Origin of the sequence: Halopseudomonas litoralis (assembly GCF_900105005.1) — a bacterium.
Lineage (GTDB): Bacteria > Pseudomonadota > Gammaproteobacteria > Pseudomonadales > Pseudomonadaceae > Halopseudomonas > Halopseudomonas litoralis.
Genome location: NZ_LT629748.1, coordinates 1,120,712 through 1,136,487 on the forward strand (window position 1 = coordinate 1,120,712; position 15,776 = coordinate 1,136,487).

Annotated in this window: 19 protein-coding genes, 1 tRNA gene and 1 riboswitch; of the genes, 14 read left to right on the forward strand and 6 right to left on the reverse strand. The window is 60.0% G+C overall.

Translation table 11 applies throughout. The annotated features are described in order from the left end of the window. Positions 1–19 precede the first annotated feature (19 nt). From chrA to BLU11_RS05545, 3 genes are read right to left on the reverse strand one after another with little or no spacing between them, the layout of a single operon-like run. Positions 20–1,207 (reverse strand): chromate efflux transporter, encoded by a 1,188-nt coding sequence (gene chrA, locus BLU11_RS05535; RefSeq protein WP_090272430.1) that lies wholly within the window; start codon positions 1,205–1,207, stop codon positions 20–22. 29 nt (positions 1,208–1,236) lie between these two features. Next, entirely contained in the window at positions 1,237–1,767 is a 531-nt protein-coding gene (locus tag BLU11_RS05540; protein ID WP_090272431.1) for a DUF2058 domain-containing protein, read from the reverse strand. Between the two features lie 53 nt (positions 1,768–1,820). After that, positions 1,821–1,997, reverse strand: a complete 177-nt coding sequence (locus BLU11_RS05545; RefSeq protein WP_090272432.1) for a DUF2897 family protein — start codon at positions 1,995–1,997, stop codon at positions 1,821–1,823. Between the two features lie 200 nt (positions 1,998–2,197). On the opposite strand from BLU11_RS05545, the gene BLU11_RS05550 reads away from it, so the two are divergent. Continuing rightward, a tRNA-Asp gene (locus BLU11_RS05550) sits at positions 2,198–2,274 on the forward strand. A gap of 133 nt (positions 2,275–2,407) precedes the next feature. Here BLU11_RS05550 and BLU11_RS05555 read toward each other — a convergent pair. Both BLU11_RS05555 and BLU11_RS05560 read right to left on the reverse strand, forming a co-directional pair. Continuing rightward, positions 2,408–2,854, reverse strand: coding sequence for a DUF411 domain-containing protein (locus BLU11_RS05555; RefSeq protein ID WP_090272433.1), 447 nt, complete (start codon positions 2,852–2,854; stop codon positions 2,408–2,410). Positions 2,855–2,875: 21 nt separating this feature from the next. After that, entirely contained in the window at positions 2,876–3,133 is a 258-nt protein-coding gene (locus BLU11_RS05560; RefSeq protein ID WP_090272434.1) for a heavy-metal-associated domain-containing protein, read from the reverse strand. A gap of 104 nt (positions 3,134–3,237) precedes the next feature. Next, positions 3,238–3,433, forward strand: a riboswitch (cobalamin riboswitch). 247 nt (positions 3,434–3,680) lie between these two features. On the opposite strand from BLU11_RS05560, the gene bluB reads away from it, so the two are divergent. From bluB to BLU11_RS19670, 6 genes are all read left to right on the forward strand, one after another. Beyond that, a complete protein-coding gene (gene bluB, locus BLU11_RS05565) occupies positions 3,681–4,328 on the forward strand; it encodes a 5,6-dimethylbenzimidazole synthase (protein WP_090272435.1) in 648 nt (215 codons plus the stop codon). Between the two features lie 66 nt (positions 4,329–4,394). Then, positions 4,395–4,955 (forward strand): bifunctional adenosylcobinamide kinase/adenosylcobinamide-phosphate guanylyltransferase, encoded by a 561-nt coding sequence (gene cobU / locus BLU11_RS05570; protein ID WP_090272436.1) that lies wholly within the window; start codon positions 4,395–4,397, stop codon positions 4,953–4,955. Further along, positions 4,952–6,013, forward strand: coding sequence for a nicotinate-nucleotide--dimethylbenzimidazole phosphoribosyltransferase (gene cobT, locus BLU11_RS05575; RefSeq protein WP_090272437.1), 1,062 nt, complete (start codon positions 4,952–4,954; stop codon positions 6,011–6,013). Before cobU ends, cobT begins: the two co-directional genes overlap by 4 nt. Further along, a complete protein-coding gene (locus tag BLU11_RS05580; protein WP_090272438.1) occupies positions 6,007–6,582 on the forward strand; it encodes a histidine phosphatase family protein in 576 nt (191 codons plus the stop codon). Before cobT ends, BLU11_RS05580 begins: the two co-directional genes overlap by 7 nt. Further along, positions 6,570–7,295 carry an adenosylcobinamide-GDP ribazoletransferase gene (locus tag BLU11_RS05585; protein ID WP_090272439.1) on the forward strand — a complete coding sequence of 242 codons (726 nt, stop codon included), beginning with the start codon at positions 6,570–6,572 and terminating at the stop codon, positions 7,293–7,295. Before BLU11_RS05580 ends, BLU11_RS05585 begins: the two co-directional genes overlap by 13 nt. Positions 7,296–7,341: 46 nt before the next feature. Continuing rightward, positions 7,342–7,470 (forward strand): hypothetical protein, encoded by a 129-nt coding sequence (locus BLU11_RS19670; RefSeq protein ID WP_269433236.1) that lies wholly within the window; start codon positions 7,342–7,344, stop codon positions 7,468–7,470. A gap of 106 nt (positions 7,471–7,576) precedes the next feature. On the opposite strand, the gene BLU11_RS05590 is transcribed toward BLU11_RS19670, so the two are convergent. Further along, the gene (locus tag BLU11_RS05590) at positions 7,577–8,629 is read right to left on the reverse strand and encodes an AraC family transcriptional regulator (RefSeq protein WP_090272440.1); all 1,053 of its coding nucleotides are present in this window, start codon (positions 8,627–8,629) and stop codon (positions 7,577–7,579) included. Between the two features lie 180 nt (positions 8,630–8,809). Here BLU11_RS05590 and BLU11_RS05595 point away from each other — a divergent pair, with 180 nt between their 5' ends. The 7 genes from BLU11_RS05595 to BLU11_RS05625 all read left to right on the forward strand — a co-directional run bounded on the left by BLU11_RS05595 (position 8,810) and on the right by BLU11_RS05625 (position 15,768). Continuing rightward, positions 8,810–10,840, forward strand: a complete 2,031-nt coding sequence (locus tag BLU11_RS05595) for an NADPH-dependent 2,4-dienoyl-CoA reductase (RefSeq protein ID WP_090272441.1) — start codon at positions 8,810–8,812, stop codon at positions 10,838–10,840. Between the two features lie 125 nt (positions 10,841–10,965). Next, positions 10,966–11,817: a hypothetical protein gene (locus BLU11_RS05600; protein ID WP_090272442.1), complete on the forward strand. Its 852-nt coding sequence runs from the start codon at positions 10,966–10,968 to the stop codon at positions 11,815–11,817. Between the two features lie 117 nt (positions 11,818–11,934). Then, positions 11,935–12,819, forward strand: coding sequence for an NAD(+) kinase (locus tag BLU11_RS05605; RefSeq protein WP_090272443.1), 885 nt, complete (start codon positions 11,935–11,937; stop codon positions 12,817–12,819). Positions 12,820–12,821: 2 nt separating this feature from the next. Beyond that, positions 12,822–13,778: a metallophosphoesterase gene (locus BLU11_RS05610; RefSeq protein WP_090272444.1), complete on the forward strand. Its 957-nt coding sequence runs from the start codon at positions 12,822–12,824 to the stop codon at positions 13,776–13,778. Then, entirely contained in the window at positions 13,775–14,617 is an 843-nt protein-coding gene (locus BLU11_RS05615) for a rhomboid family intramembrane serine protease (RefSeq protein WP_090272445.1), read from the forward strand. The genes BLU11_RS05610 and BLU11_RS05615 overlap by 4 nt, the downstream gene beginning before the upstream one ends. A gap of 45 nt (positions 14,618–14,662) precedes the next feature. Then, on the forward strand, positions 14,663–14,935 hold the full coding sequence (locus BLU11_RS05620; RefSeq protein ID WP_090272446.1) for a YeaC family protein: 273 nt from the start codon (positions 14,663–14,665) through the stop codon (positions 14,933–14,935). Beyond that, the gene (locus BLU11_RS05625) at positions 14,935–15,768 is read left to right on the forward strand and encodes a DUF2797 domain-containing protein (RefSeq protein WP_090272447.1); all 834 of its coding nucleotides are present in this window, start codon (positions 14,935–14,937) and stop codon (positions 15,766–15,768) included. The genes BLU11_RS05620 and BLU11_RS05625 overlap by 1 nt, the downstream gene beginning before the upstream one ends. The last annotated feature ends 8 nt before the right edge of the window (positions 15,769–15,776 follow it).

The window sequence follows — 15,776 nt, forward strand, 5'->3', positions numbered from 1 at the left end:
TGACCGCGCCGCGCTGTTGTCAGACTGACAGCAGCCAGCCGAATGCCGCCGTGGCGATCACCACCAGCCACGGCGGCACCTTCCAGAATATCAATGCAATGAGCGCAGCCAGGGCAAGGGCCGCATCCTGCGGGGCTTTGATGGCGCTGGTCCATACCGGCTGATACAGCGCCGCCAGCAGAATCCCCACCACTGCAGCATTGACCCCGGCCAGTGCCACTCGTGTGCGTAGGTTGTGACGTAATTGTGCCCAGAACGGCAGGGCGCCGATGACCAGCAGAAAAGAAGGCAGAAAGATCGCTACCAGGCAGATCAGACCGGTGATCCAGGCTGGCGCGGCGGTCTCCATGGCGGTACCCAGGAAAGCAGCGAAAGTGAACAGCGGCCCGGGTACGGCCTGAGTGGCGCCATAGCCGGCGAGGAAGGTATCGGTATCCAGCAACCCGGCTTGTACCGTCTCGGCCTGCAATAGCGGCAACACTACATGCCCGCCACCGAAGACCAGTGAACCCACACGATAGAAGCTGTCCACCAGGATAAGCATCTGGCTGGGGATCAAAGCGGCCAATAACGGCAGGCCGATCAGTAGAGCAAAGAAGACTGTCAGCGCCCAGCTACCGGTGCGGCGGCTGACACGTGTTGGTAGATCGTCTTGCTGTTCCTCAATGTCCGGTTTGATCAGTAATACGCCGATCAGTCCGGCCATCAGCAATACCAGAGGTTGGCTCCAGATAAAGGGCAGCATCAGTACCGCTGCCGCGCTGATGCCCATGAGAGTGACGCGCAGACGGTCAGGGCAGAGAGTGCGTGCCATGCCCCAGACGGCCTGGGCAACGACCGCCACCGCAACGATTTTCAGTCCTTGCAGCACGCCTGAACCGAGATTGCCGTAATACGTCAGTGAACTGGCAAACAGCATCAGCGCCGCCGCTGAAGGCAGGGTGAAGCCTATCCAGGCGGCCAGTGCGCCGCCGTAACCGGCACGGGAGAGTCCCAGCGCCAGACCCACCTGGCTGCTGGCGGGGCCGGGCAGAAACTGGCACAGGGCAACCACGTCGGCATAGCTGCGTTCGGACAGCCAGCGCCGGCGCACCACAAATTCGTCACGAAAATAGCCCAGATGCGCGACGGGCCCGCCGAAGGAGGTCAGGCCCAGCCGCAGAAAGATCAGGAAGACCGACCAGGGGCTGTTATCGGCAGGAAACATTTTCTGGCTTACTGGTCGTCGAGAGAGGGTTACCACATCAGATCATCGGGTACCTTGAAGTCGGCATAGGGATCATCTTCTGCTGGTTGTTCGGCTTCGACCCTGGCGATGACAACCGGCCAATGCGGCGCCCGCTCTGCGACTTTTTCGGCTACGTCCAGAGGAATGACCTCGAAGTGGCCGGACAGTCGCACGATACCCAGCGTGCCGCGGCTGAGCTTGTCGAACTGCTCTTCAGTGACGTAAATTTTCTTGACCTTATTCTTGGCAACGAATTGATAGGCCGTTTCGCCACCGCTACGGTCCAGCTTGGCCTGGGCGATCAACTGTTTGGCCTGGGCCTCACGGTCGCGACGCGCAGCTTCCTCCTGGCGTTGCAGGTTCAACTGGCGATCGCGTTCGGCTTTCTCATTACGCGCCTTTTCTACCGCAGCGGCGGTGTCATGCACCTTGTCCGGGGTGTTTTTGGCGGCTTTCTTCTTGGCACGCTGGGCCTGCTTGAGTTTCTTTTCATCAACCAGTCCGGATTTGAGCAACTGGGCTTGCAGTGAATTGACCATGCTGTGGAACTACCTGTTACGCGGCTGAAAATGTGTCGTGCATTCTAGCACCATCAGTCCTGTTGCTTCTCCCGCCTTTCCTGTGCTTCCAGTTCCGCCTGCCGTTCCTTGATACGCTCCATCTGCTCATCGCCGATGGGCATTTTGTTGGCGGTCTTGCGCAACATATACAGGCCGCCGATGACAGTTGCGAGAATGATGATGATAAAAAACCAGCCGATGCCGGACATGTTCGTACTCCTTGCGTAGAGAACCTGTATCCACAGGATGGTTAATGTATCCGGGTATGGCAAATAAAGAGACAGGCAAGTGAGGGCGGGGAGTGGAGCAGGTTTAGTGTACAGCTGAGGCTTGACTTAATCTGACGAAAGCTTAGAATGCGCGCCTGCTTCGATGATGGGTACGTCAGTATCGATTGTTGATCAGATGCGCAGTGGTAGTTCAGTTGGTTAGAATACCGGCCTGTCACGCCGGGGGTCGCGGGTTCGAGTCCCGTCCACTGCGCCATATCCCAAAGCCTTTGACCAGTTGCTGGTCGAAGGCTTTTTTGTTTCTGCTGTCTTGGCCGCGGAGCCCTTCCAGCAGGCGGCACCCCTCACGGGCAAGCCCGTTCCCCACAAAACCCCGGCGTAGGAGAAGCTCAGTTGCCGGGATACTCGGCGACAACTTCGATCTCACCCTTTTTGGTCAAGCCCACGACCTGATAAGGATCCTGGCGGTCACCATATTCCATGCCGGGCGAGCCCATGGGCATGCCGGGAACGGCTAAGCCCAGCAGGTCGGGGCGTGCTTGCAGGGCTATGACCTGATCAGCCGGCACGTGGCCTTCGATGAATTGGCCGTTGATCACAGCGGTATGACAGGAGCCCAGGCGCGGGGGGACGCCCAGCTCCTGTTTCACGGTTGCCATGTTGGTTTCGACATGGTCATTGACCTCGAAACCATTGCTTTCCATATGCTTGATCCAGTCCTTGCAGCAGCCGCAATTGGCGTCACGGTGGACGTCAATGGTCAGACTGTCTGCGGCCTGGGCAAAGCCGCCCAGCAGCAGGGCGCTCAACGCGACAAGGCGTAATTTCGCAGGCATGATAATCCCCTTGTATTGGTATTACTGGCAGCCGCCGCAGCAGGTGGTGTGGCCATCATGAACCGGTTTTGCAGCGCTGGCCTCTGTTGCTGGGTAACCAGCCTCATCGAGGGCATTGATCAATGCCTGGCTGTCGGCCTGGCCGCTGACCTTGACGCTGGCCTTGTCGAGATTGACTTCGACATTGTTGACGCCAGCCACGGCGTTCAGTGCCTCGGTGACGTGCTTGACGCAGGAGCTGCAGGTCATTTTCTCTACATTCAATTCGATGAAGCTCATGTCGGGTACTCCCTGGATGTTTGAACTGGGCACAGTTTCAACCTTGACATCGTGGCAGAGTCAAGCACCGTTCAGTGTTCTTTACTTCCCTGGGCAAACCCCATAATCTTGCGCCTGCTTCAGGTACCTGTCAGGCGTCGTCCGGCAGGTGAAACTGGGAAGCCGGTGCGTCTGTTACTGACCATTCCGGCGCTGCCCCCGCAACGGTAAGTAAGTGCGAGCCCCCATGGCAGCTATATCCTGGCGCCGGTTAATCCTCCACTCACAAGCCCGGAGACCGGCCTGTCGCATGTCACAGCAGTGCGGCGGGCTCTGCGGGTGTAGCTTTTTCATGTTATGTCTGAAACCGCTCCGCCAATGCTGTTCGCCGACTGCATAAGTAGCCATGCCGTACGGGTGAGTAGGACGACGGAGCACAAATGAACACCAGATATGCCTTCCCGGTATCGGCCCTGACGGCCACTGCCTGCTTTTCCCATGTTGAATTCCCTTTCCCGACTCGCCCGCTGCCAGGCGTTCTGACCACAGCTGCGGCCTCGGTTCAATCATGATCGAACGTGCCTTCTCTGCGACTGAACGGGATGCGGTCTACCGCGTGATTCGTGAGCGCCGGGATATGCGGCATTTCTCTGGTGGCACGGTTGAGCCGGAGCTACTGGGGCGCTTGTTGCAGGCAGCCCATCAGGCCCCGAATGTCGGGCTGATGCAGCCTTGGCGTTTCATCCGTATTCAGGATGCCGACCTGCGCGAACAGATTGCCCAGTTGGTTGAACAGGAGCGCCGGCGGACTGCCGAGGTGCTGGGTGAACGTAAGGCACAATTTCTCGAACTCAAGGTTGAAGGCATACGCGAGTGTGCCGAGTTGCTGGTCGCCGCATTGCCGGATGGCCGGGAGCGTCATGTGTTCGGGCGCCGCACGCTGCCGGAAATGGATCTGGCGTCCCTGGCCTGTGCAATCCAGAACCTGTGGTTGGCCGCCCGGGCGGAAGGGTTGGGGATGGGTTGGGTCTCGCTGTTTGATCCGCAGGCCCTCGGCGAGCTGCTCCGGTTACCGAGCGACGCCCGCGCTGTTGCCGTTCTTTGCCTGGGGCCGGTACATGCTTTCTATGAACGACCGATGCTGGTTGAAGAGGGCTGGGCAACTGAACGTCCGCTGAGTGAACTGCTGTTTACCAATCACTGGGGCGAGAGCTGATGCTCCGGCGCCAGATCTTGGCTTGTCCAATGCCTATAAACTACTAAAGATTTACGGGATAACTGATTGATTGAATTGATATTAGGTGGGGCGCGATCAGGCAAGAGCCGACTCGCGGAAAGCCTCGCGCTGGACTCGGGACTGGCGGTTACCTACATCGCCACCAGCCAGCCGCTGGATGAGGAAATGCGGCTGCGCATCGCCCATCACCGCCAGCGTCGACCCGCTCACTGGCAGTTGGTCGAAGAGCCGCTGGCCCTGGCCCAGGTGCTGCGCGAGCAGGCGGAGCCGGAGCGCTGTCTGCTGGTGGATTGTCTGACGCTGTGGCTGACCAACCTGTTGTTACATGAGGATGCCGAACGTCTGCAGCGGGAGCGCCAAGCACTATTGGATGTGCTCGATGAGTTGCCGGGGCGGGTGATTCTGGTCAGCAATGAAACCGGCATGGGTGTGGTGCCGCTGGGCGAACTGAGTCGCCGCTATGTGGATGAGGCCGGCTGGCTTCATCAGGCACTGGCGAGGTGCAGTGACCGCGTACAGTTCTGTGTCGCCGGATTGCCGATGCTGCTCAAGGGCGCCAAGGACAGTACGGGGACAGACGATTTGAAATTATCGGGGAATCTATGAACACAGATTGGTGGCGCAATTCGGTGGCGCAGATGCATGGCGTGTCGCTGGAGCAGGCCAGGCAGCGTCAGACCCAGTTGACCAAACCGCAGGGTGCATTGGGCCGACTGGAACAGCTGGCGGTACGGCTGGCCGGCTGGCAGGGCAGTGCCAGGCCACAGATGGACCGGGTATGGATCAGTGTATTCGCTGGTGACCATGGGGTGGCCGTGGAGGGCGTATCGACGGTGCCGCCGGCGGTCACCGGACAGATGCTGCGCAATTTCGCCGCCGGTGGCGCGGCGATCAGCGTCATGGCCCGACAGCTCGACGCGACCCTGGATCTGCGTGATCTTGGTCTGGCGGTACCGATCGAGCCGCTGCCCGGTGTGCATCATCTGGATCTGGCACCGGGCAGCGCCAATCTGCTGCACGAGCCGGCAATGAGTGAGGAGCTGTGCCGACTGGCGCTGCGGGCGGGTCGTCAGGCGGTACTGGATGCGGTGGAGCAGGGCGCGCAACTGTTCATTGCCGGGGAAATGGGCATCGGCAACACCACGCCAGCCTGCGCCATGGCCAGCCTCTTGCTGGATCAGCCGGCGGCGGCGCTGGTCGGGCCGGGCACTGGCCTGGACGCCGAAGGACTGCGCCACAAGACGCGGGTCATCGAGGCGGCGCTGCAGTTGCATCGGCCGCACTGCCAGACGGCGCTGGATGTGCTGAGTCGTCTTGGTGGGCTGGAAATCGCCGCTATCACCGGCGCCTACCTGGCAGCGGCGCAGTGCGGCATCCCGGCGCTGGTGGATGGTTATATCTGTTCCACCGCGGCGTTGTGCGCAATCCGACTGAACCCGGCCTGTCGCGAATGGATGCTGTTTGGTCATCGCGGCGCTGAGCCCGGTCATGCGCCCGTGCTCTCGGCCTTGCGGGCTGAGCCCTTGCTGGAACTGGACATGCGCCTGGGTGAAGGGACAGGAGCTGCGGCTGCGGTACCGCTGCTGCGTATGGCCTGTGCTCTGCACAATGAGATGGCGACCTTTGCCGAGGCGGCGGTGACAGCAGAGCCCGTCACATGCTGACGCTGGATCTGCTGCGCCATGGTGAAACCGAACTCGGCGGCGGGTTCCGCGGCAGCCTGGATGACCTGCTGACCCCGCTGGGCTGGCAGCAGATGCGCGAAGCGACGGTGCAGCCGGAGAAGTGGGATGCCATCGTCAGCTCGCCGTTACGCCGATGTGCCGATTTCGCCTTTGAACTGGCGCAGCAGTGTCGGGCGCCGCTGGTGGTTCTGGATGATCTCCGCGAGCTGCATTTCGGTGAATGGGAAGGGCACCATGCCAGCGAGCTGATGGTCGATCATGCTGATGATCTGGGACGTTTCTGGTCCGATCCTTATGGCTTTACGCCGCCGGGTGGCGAGCAGCTGGCGTTGTTCGAGCAACGCGTGCTGCGCGTGATCGAGGAGCTGTACCAGCGTCGCGCCGGTGAGCACCTGCTGGTGGTCACCCATGGCGGGGTGATGCGTCTGCTGCTGGCCCGGGCCCGCCGTCTGGCGCGCGAGGGGCTGCTGCAGGTGGAAGTTGGCCATGGCCAGCGACTGCGTATCCAGGTTAAGAGTGCCGGGAGGCTGAGCGAATGCCTTTATTGATCGCGTTGCAGTTTCTGACTCGCTTGCCGATCCGTTTGGTGAGAGTACCCTGCGCCGAGGAAAACGGTCGTTCGCTGCTCTGGTATCCCTTGGTGGGGTTGCTGCTCGGGGTGGCTCTGCTGCTGGCTCAATGGCTGCTGGGGGGCATATCGCCACTGCTTCAGGCTGCGCTGTTGCTGGCGCTATGGGTATGGTTCAGCGGCGGGCTGCATCTGGACGGGCTGGCTGATACCGCTGATTCCTGGGTCGGTGGCTATGGTGATCGTGAACGCACTCTGGCGATCATGAAAGACCCGACCTGCGGGCCGATTGGTGTCATCAGTCTGGTATTGCTGCTGTTGCTGAAATTCGGCGCCCTGGTGGCGCTGCTGCAGGCTGGGCAGTGGGGCGCCCTGCTGCTGGCGCCCTGGCTGGGACGCTGGGTGCTGCCGCTGCTGCTCTACAGCACACCCTATGTGCGGCCCGGTGGTCTCGGTCAGCCGCTGGTTGAACATATGCCGCGCCGCAGTCTGCCGATGTTGTTGCTGGTGCATGGGCTGGCGATGCTGCTGTTCGGTTGGGTAGGCGTGTTGGCACTGATCATCGCGCTGGTTGTATTGCTGATTGTTCGTCATTACCTGTGTGAGCGACTGGGCGGTACCACCGGGGATACCGCTGGTGCGCTGGTCGAATTGGTTGAGGTGTCTGTGCTGGTGGGCTGTGCTGTGCTCTGAACTTTTACCGCTCCGCTACATCAGACTGTAATGCAGGGATCATAAGATGATGTGTGTCAACGTCACTCCTGCAACAGGAAACGGAGAAAACAAGATGAACGAATACGAAGAAGAAATACTGGAACAGCGTGCTCAGGATTGGGATTACGAAGTGGAAGATGCCCAGGAAATGTAAGGTGCGAGCTTGTGTGTGAGATTGCATCCTGGGCCGAGTAGCCTTGGCCCAGGGAGTGAGCATGTGTGCGGTTGAGGGTTTGAAACCATCAGCCACAACGAACCTTTCAATTCAACAGCATTCCAGGCCCGCCCTGGTCGTTCGGTAACACGGCTTCCCGGCTCTGCCGGCGATACTGCCCCGGCGTCATGTCTGTCCAGCGTTTGAATGCCCGCTGAAACGCAGCAGGCGATGAAAACCCCAACAGAAACGACACTTCCCCCAAGGCCATTTCCGTATCGCGGATATAGGTCACTGCCAGCTCGCGTCTGATCTCATCAATGATGTCCTGAAACCGCGTGTTGTCTTCGGTCTTGAGGCGGCGACGTAGCGTCCATCCCGGCAGACCCAATTGCGCGGCTACTTCATCCAGCGTCGGCAACTGACTGTGCAGTTGCGGTGAAAGAATTTCCTCCACGCGCTCGCGCAGACGCCGATGCCGGGTCAGCTCGGTCAGCTGTGCTTGACACAACTCGATCAGTTGGCTGTAAGTGGTGGCCGCGCTTTGCTCTGGTTGCAGTGCCAGGCTGGCTGGCTCCCAGAGCAGTTGGTTGTGCTGTTGATCGAACAGCACCGGGCAGCCGAACAGTGCTTCATAGCGTGCGCTGTAGGCGGGGGCGGGAAATTCGATATGTACTTCGCGCAGGCGGGCTGCGCCGCGCGTCAACTGGCGGGCCAGCTGCATGCGCGAAGCCAGTGCGGAATCCACCACAAACAGATTGAAGGCGTTGTACGGGCTGATGGAGTAGAAGCGCGACGCCGGTGCCTCAAAGCTGGAGTGACCGCGGTAGTTCTGGCTGGCTAGACGCTCGAAACGCATCAGGGTTTCAAATGCCTGGGCCAGGGTTGGAGCGCATTGGGCGGCTATGCCCGGTAAGCCGAAATGCGAGGGTTGGCTGTACAGGCCCATGAGCAGACCGATGTCGGCTCGCCCACTGAGCTGGGTGGCGGCGTGGCCCAGGCGCATGAAGCGTGGAATGCTGATACGCGCCTGGGGCTGGTCGAGCAGCGCTGCGCTGATCCGATAGCGGCGCAGCAGCGTCTCGGGGTCATGACCGAGACTGCGCAAAGCGGCCTGCAGGCTGTAAAGGTATCCGACCGACAGGTCACCCAGTTTCATGGTTTTTAGGGCCGCTCATTCATTGACAGAGGGGGTGTCTGATAAAAGTAGAATGTAACCCAGGGTTATGAAAATGTCATTTGAAGTGATTGAGCGTTGCCGGTGCCCGGCCTATTGTCAGCTCCCTACCAAAGCCGGACGATGAGCCGGCGGCCTGATGATGATCTATGGAGCATGAACATGACCGGACAAACCCTCTACCCCAATCTGCTGGCCCCGCTGGATCTGGGCTTCACCACGCTGCATAACCGCGTGCTGATGGGCTCCATGCATACCGGGCTGGAAGAACGCCCGCAGGGTTTCGAACGCATGGCAGCTTTTTTTGCCGAGCGCGCGCGCGGCGGCGTCGGGCTGATCGTTACCGGTGGCTTCGGCCCGAATACCGAAGGCAGCGTCGGCAAGGGCGCAGCCAAGCTGAGTACTCTCGAGGAAGCTGAACAGCACAAGGTGGTGACTCAGGCGGTGCATGAGGCGGGGGGCAAAATCTGCATGCAGATCCTGCATGCGGGACGCTATGCCTATACACCCGAGCAGGTGTCGGCCAGTGCGGTGCGTTCGCCGATCAACCCTTTCACGCCGAAGGAGCTGGACGAGGCGGGCATTGAGAAACAGATCAGTGATTTCGTCAATTGCGCTGTGCTGGCGCAGAGCGCTGGCTATGACGGCGTAGAGATCATGGGCTCGGAAGGCTACTTCATCAACCAGTTCCTGGTGCAACGGGTCAACCAGCGCACCGACCGCTGGGGCGGCAGCTACGAGAACCGTATGCGTTTGCCATTGGAGATCGTGCGCCGGGTGCGTGAGGCGGTAGGGCGTGAGTTCATCATCATCTATCGCCTGTCGATGCTGGATCTGGTGGAAGGGGGCAGCAGCTGGGATGAGGTGGTACTGCTGGCCAAGGAAATCGAGAAGGCTGGAGCGACCATCATCAATACCGGCATCGGCTGGCATGAGGCGCGTATTCCGACCATTGCCACCAAGGTGCCGCGTGCCGCTTTCACCAAGGTCACTGCGCGGCTCAAGGGCGAAGTGTCTATTCCGCTGATCACTACCAACCGCATCAACACGCCTGAGGTAGCCGAGCAGGTGCTGGCCGAGGGTGACGGTGACATGGTTTCCATGGCGCGACCTTTCCTGGCCGACTCGGAGTTCGTCAACAAGGCGGCAGCCGGGCGCGCCGATGAAATCAATACCTGTATCGGCTGCAACCAGGCCTGCCTGGACCATACCTTCAGCGGTCGTCTGACCAGCTGTCTGGTCAATCCACGGGCCTGCCATGAAACCGAGCTCAATTATATTCCGGTACGCGAGAGCCGCAGGATTGCCGTCGTGGGAGCGGGTCCGGCGGGTCTGGCTGCGGCGACTGTTGCCGCGGAGCGCGGGCATGATGTCACGCTGTTTGACTCGGCAGCGGAAATCGGCGGTCAGTTCAACATCGCCAAGCTGATTCCCGGCAAGGAAGAGTTCTACGAAACCCTGCGCTATTTTAGCAAGCGTATCGAGACCACCGGGGTAAAACTCAAGCTCAACACTCGGGTGGCGCCGGAGAATCTGGGCGATTTCGATGAGGTGATTCTGGCTACGGGTATTGCGCCGCGCACGCCCGAGATTCCCGGTATCGACCACCCCATGGTGATGGGTTATCTGGATGCCATCCTGCAGCGCAAGCCGGTAGGCCGCAAGGTAGCGGTGATCGGTGCCGGCGGAATCGGTTTCGACGTGAGCGAGTTCATCACCCACAGTGGTGACAGCGCCAGCCTGAATACCGGGCAGTTCTGGAAGGAGTGGGGGATTGATGCCCAGTTGCAGGCGCGTGGCGGTATCGAAGGGGTTCAGCCGCTGCCGGAGCCGCCGGCGCGTGAGGTGTATCTGCTGCAGCGCAAGGCCAGCAAGGTCGGTGCCGGGTTGGGCAAGACCACCGGTTGGATTCATCGCGCTGGCCTGAAAACCAAGCAGGTGCAGATGCTCAACGGTGTCGAGTATCTGCAGGTCGATGACCAGGGACTGCATATCCGCCTGGGTGAGCAGATCAGTGTATTGCCGGTCGATACCATCATTGTCTGTGCCGGGCAGGATCCGCTACGCGAATTGCAGGCCGGCCTGGAAGCTGCCGGCAACCCGGTGCATCTGATAGGCGGTGCCGATGTTGCCAGTGAGCTGGACGCCAAGCGCGCTATCGATCAGGGTTCAAGATTGGCGGCTGCTCTGTAATCTCTGCCAAATCCATCACAGACCTGAGATTGGCTCTTCATTAACTGCACCGAGGCGGGTGTAATCGCCTCGGAAAAAGTGCAAAGTTAGGGAGATAAACACCAACAATGGATGGGACGGAAACGATGGACGCAAGAGAGGTGGTCAGAATACAGAAGCCGTTGTTGACCGAAGCGGTAATGTTCTTTTCTGAACATGGTATCTCGCGGGAAATGCTGTTCCCTGAGTTCGAGGCACTGCTTGATGGTCTGGTGGCGGCACCTGAATGCGCTGATGAGACCATCGAGGCGGTGTTTCTGCAGATCAACCATCGCCTGCATGTGCGGGCGGCGGTGTTCATCACCATCGATTTCGATATGGAGGGCTACGTCAATCGGCTATGGAATCTGCCGCTGCGCCAACTGGCCGAAAAAGCCAGTCGCGGCCCGGATATGGGCGGTGGGCCGATACGCCTGGCCTGTCTCGGCTTTGGTGACAGCCAATACCGGGCAAGCATGTGGAAGCCACGACAGCGCGGCGGCAAGGCTGACCTGGCACTGATCAAATCGGCAGTAACGCGCAATGCATTAGGCATCCTCGGTGATGACGAGGAGGCGCTGGCAGTGTTGGCTGGCGATCTGCAGGTGGCGGCCGAAGATACCTGGTACGGCAATAATTCAACGATAGACGCTGGCACCCAGCATACCCTCGAGTCTGAACTTGCGGCCGAGTTTGAGGCGCTGAAGAAGACCCACGCCGGTGAAGTGGCCGAATACCTGCGGCAAATATCCGAACTGCACAGTCGGCTCAGCGTCCAGGAGCAGATTCATCGTCAGCAATTGGAGAACCTGCGCGCGCAACATACCGATCACCAGGCGGTGGCCCGAGGGGAGTTGCTGGACATCAAGCAGGAACTGGCTGAACAGCAGAAGCTCAACGCGCTGCTGCGTCGGGAGCTCAGCCGACTGCAACATCGTACGTCGGTGGATACCGAGTAAGCCTGATCGATTGACCCTGTGCATTTGCCATAACGCCGGCGGCTGCGGATAATTATGCGTTATCCGTGCGGTAAAATTTTGTGCGGAATTTCTGAAGCCGACATATGAGACTGGTGCATGGATAATTTCCGCAACATAGGGCTGATCGGGCGTCTGGGCAGCGGCAAGGTCGTGGATACCCTGAGACGGCTCAAACGTTTCCTGCTGGATCACGGCTATACCGTGATTCTCGAAGATGCCGTGGCTGATCTGCTGCCGGGTCACCAACAGCAGGTCTGTACCCGCAAGATGATGGGCGAGATCTGCGATCTGGTGATCGTCGTTGGCGGTGATGGCAGCTTGCTCGGTGCAGCACGTGCGCTGTGTCGTTACGATGTGCCGGTGCTGGGTGTCAACCGAGGCGGGCTGGGCTTTCTCACCGATATTTCTCCTGACGAGCTGGAGCAACGGGTCGGCGATGTGCTCGCCGGAAAATACATGGTCGAATCGCGATTTCTGCTCGATGCCTTCGTCCGTCGTGATGAGGAGCAGCTGGGCAGCAGCGAGGCGTTGAACGAGGTGGTGCTGCATCCGGGCAAATCCGCGCGGATGATCGAGTTCGAGCTCCATGTGGATGGTCAGTTCGTATACAGCCAGAAGTCCGATGGTCTGATCGTGGCCACGCCGACCGGTTCCACTGCCTATTCGCTGTCAGCCGGCGGACCTATCATGCACCCCAAGCTGGATGCGGTGGTGCTGGTGCCGATGTTCCCGCATACCCTGTCCAGTCGCCCCATCGTCGTGGATGGCAACAGTGAGCTGCGAGTGCTTATTTCCAAGCAGAACGGTATCTATCCTCAGGTCAGCTGCGACGGACAGGTACATATTGCCTGCGCCCCGGGCGATACGCTGATCATTCGCAAGAAACCGCAGAAACTGCGCCTGATCCACCCGCTGGACCATAACTTCTACGCCATCTGCCGCAGCAAGTTGGGCTGGAGCAGCCGCCTGACGGAGCGATGAACATGGCGGCAGAACGTTGGCAGGGTTACGACATCATCGGCGATATTCACGGCTGCGCGAAAACGCTGGAAGCGCTGCTGGAACGTCTGGGATATGCCAAAGCCAATGGCGTCTGGCAGCACCCCCAGCGCCAGGCCTTGTTTCTCGGCGATATTATCGATCGCGGCCCGCGCATTCGTGAAGCACTGCATCTGGTCCGCGATATGGTCGAGGCCGGCGCGGCGCGCTGCATCATGGGTAACCATGAATTCAATGCGCTGGGCTGGGTAACCCCGGCGCCTGCTGGCAGTGGTCGCACCTACGTGCGTGAGCACACCGAGCGCAATGAGCGGCAGATCCACGCGACGCTGGAGCAGTTTGCCAACCACCCCGCCGAGTGGAACGAGTTTCTCGACTGGTTCTGGACGCTGCCACTTTTTCTGGATGAGGGCGCGTTCCGGCTGGTGCATGCTTGTTGGGATGATGAGTTGATTCAATCATTCGCTGCGCAGTTTCCTGATGCCTGCCCGGATGTCGATTTCCTGCAGGCATCGGTGGAGCGCGATGGTTTCGCCGATCTGGTGTTCGACCGTTTGCTGCGCGGCATCGGCATGCATTTGCCCCATGGGTTGACCATGAGAGGTGGCGACGGGGTTACCCGCGGAATGTTCCGCACCAAGTTCTGGGAAGAAACGCCGGAAACCTACGGTGATCTGGTATTCCAGCCTGATGACCTGCCCGAACACATTGCCATCCGTCCGCTGACCTATCGGCAGAAGCGCGAACTGTTGGTGTACGGTGCCGATGAGCCGTTGCTGTTTGTCGGGCATTACTGGCAACAGGGTCTGCCACAGGCATTGCGCCCGAACCTGGCCTGCCTGGACTACAGCGCAGTGAAATATGGCCGACTGGTGAGTTACCGCTGGAGCGGTGAACAGCGGGTGCGGCGAGAAAACTTTGTCTGGGTGGATGTGCGATGAGTATGCACCGCGCGATGCACTGCCGGCTGGATGAAGACCTGAGTCAGTTGACGCATTTCCTGCGCCGGCAGGGTGTGCCACACAGGATCACCGAAGAGCGCGGTCGGCAGGTGATCTGGACCCGCGATGAGGTGGATGCGGAGATAGTTCGGGGTGTATACGCCCAGGGTGTGCCGGAATCGACAGCTTCTCAGAGGCCGTCAGGGGGCGGTGCCCGGTTACGGCTGGCTTGGCAGCAGATGCTGCGGCTGATACCGGTAACCATGGCGGTATTGCTGATCACCGCAGTGGTGGCTGTGATAACACGGCTGGGCAGTGAGTTGCAGACCATCGCGCTGTTTACCTTTACGCCGATCACGCCAACCGGCTACATCGCAGCCGTGCCGGATATGGCGCAGTGGTGGCGGCTGATAGCGCCGATGTTTCTGCATTTCGGCTGGATGCATCTGGCATTCAACGCGCTGTGGTACTGGGAACTGGGGCGACGTATCGAGCTGCGCTCGGGCGCCTGGTGGTTGCTCGGCCTGACGGTGTTGTTTGCGCTGGTGTCCAATACGGCGCAATGGCTGTTCGGCGGTCCGGCCATATTCGGCGGCCTGTCCGGCGTGCTTTACGGACTGCTGGGCTATTGCTGGCTGTATCAGCTACTCGCGCCCAACGTGCATTTTGCTCTGCCCAAGGGTGTGGTGGTAATGATGCTGGGCTGGCTGGTGCTGTGCCTGTCCGGCGTCGTCACACTGCTGGGCTTTGGCGCCATCGCCAACGCGGCACATGTTGGCGGGCTGGTGATCGGTTGCCTGTGCGGTGCGGTTGCCGGAGGTCTGCAGCGAAGGCGCTGAACGGGGTACAATAGCCGATTACCGAATCAGTGTTCCGGAGACGCCATGAATACCTTTATCGACATGCTGCGCAATATCTCTCCCGAGGTATATGAGAGTCTCAAGCAGGCCATTGAGCTGGGCAAGTGGTCGGATGGCCGCAAGCTGACACCCGAGCAGAAGGAATTGTGCCTGCAGGCGATCATTGCCTGGGAGATGGATAATCTGCCGGAAGAACAGCGTACCGGTTATATCGGCCAGACCTGCAAGTCTCAGGCGAAGGCCCCCACTAATCTGGATGCTTCTCTGTTTGAGCCGGCCAAAGGCACACTGCACTGATGGCGTTTGTCAGTGGTGAGGGCAGCATCCGCAAGCTGCTTGGGGCGCTGGATGAACCAGTCAATTACAGTTTGCCGCTGGGCGAACAGCAGGTTCCTCTGAACGAGCTGCTGGGTCGCACCATACGGCTGCAGGCGATGGGCGAGATCCACTGCATGCATTGCGGCCGGCGTACCAAGAAGAGCTACAGCCAGGGGCATTGCTATCCCTGCATGACCAAGCTGGCCAGCTGTGATGTCTGCATTGTCAGTCCTGAACGTTGCCATTATGAACTGAATACCTGTCGCGAGCCGGCCTGGGGTGAGCAGTTCTGCATGACCGACCATATCGTTTATCTGGCCAATTCATCGGGCCTGAAGGTGGGCATCACCCGTGCGACGCAGATTCCCACGCGCTGGATAGATCAGGGCGCCAGCCAGGCGCTGCCGATTCTGCGCGTGGCGACCCGGCAGCAATCCGGGTTGGTGGAAGATCTGCTGCGTCAGAATGTAGCCGATAAGACCAACTGGCGTGCGCTGTTGCGCGGAGAGCCCGAGCCGATCGATCTGCTGGCCGAGCGCGACCGTCTCCTCGGTGGTGCCCGTGAAGGGCTTGAGGCCTTGCAGGCGCGCTTCGGGTTGCAGGCAATTCAGCCGCTGCCGGATGCCCAGGTGCAGGATATCCGCTACCCGGTGCTGCAATACAGTGCCAAGCCGCAGTCGGCCAACCTGGGCAAGGAGCCGGTTCTGGAGGGCACCTTGCTGGGGATCAAGGGTCAATATCTGTTGCTGGATACCGCTGTCATCAATATTCGCAAATACACGTCCTACACTCTGGCTTTCAGTGTGTCCTGAGGAGTCCC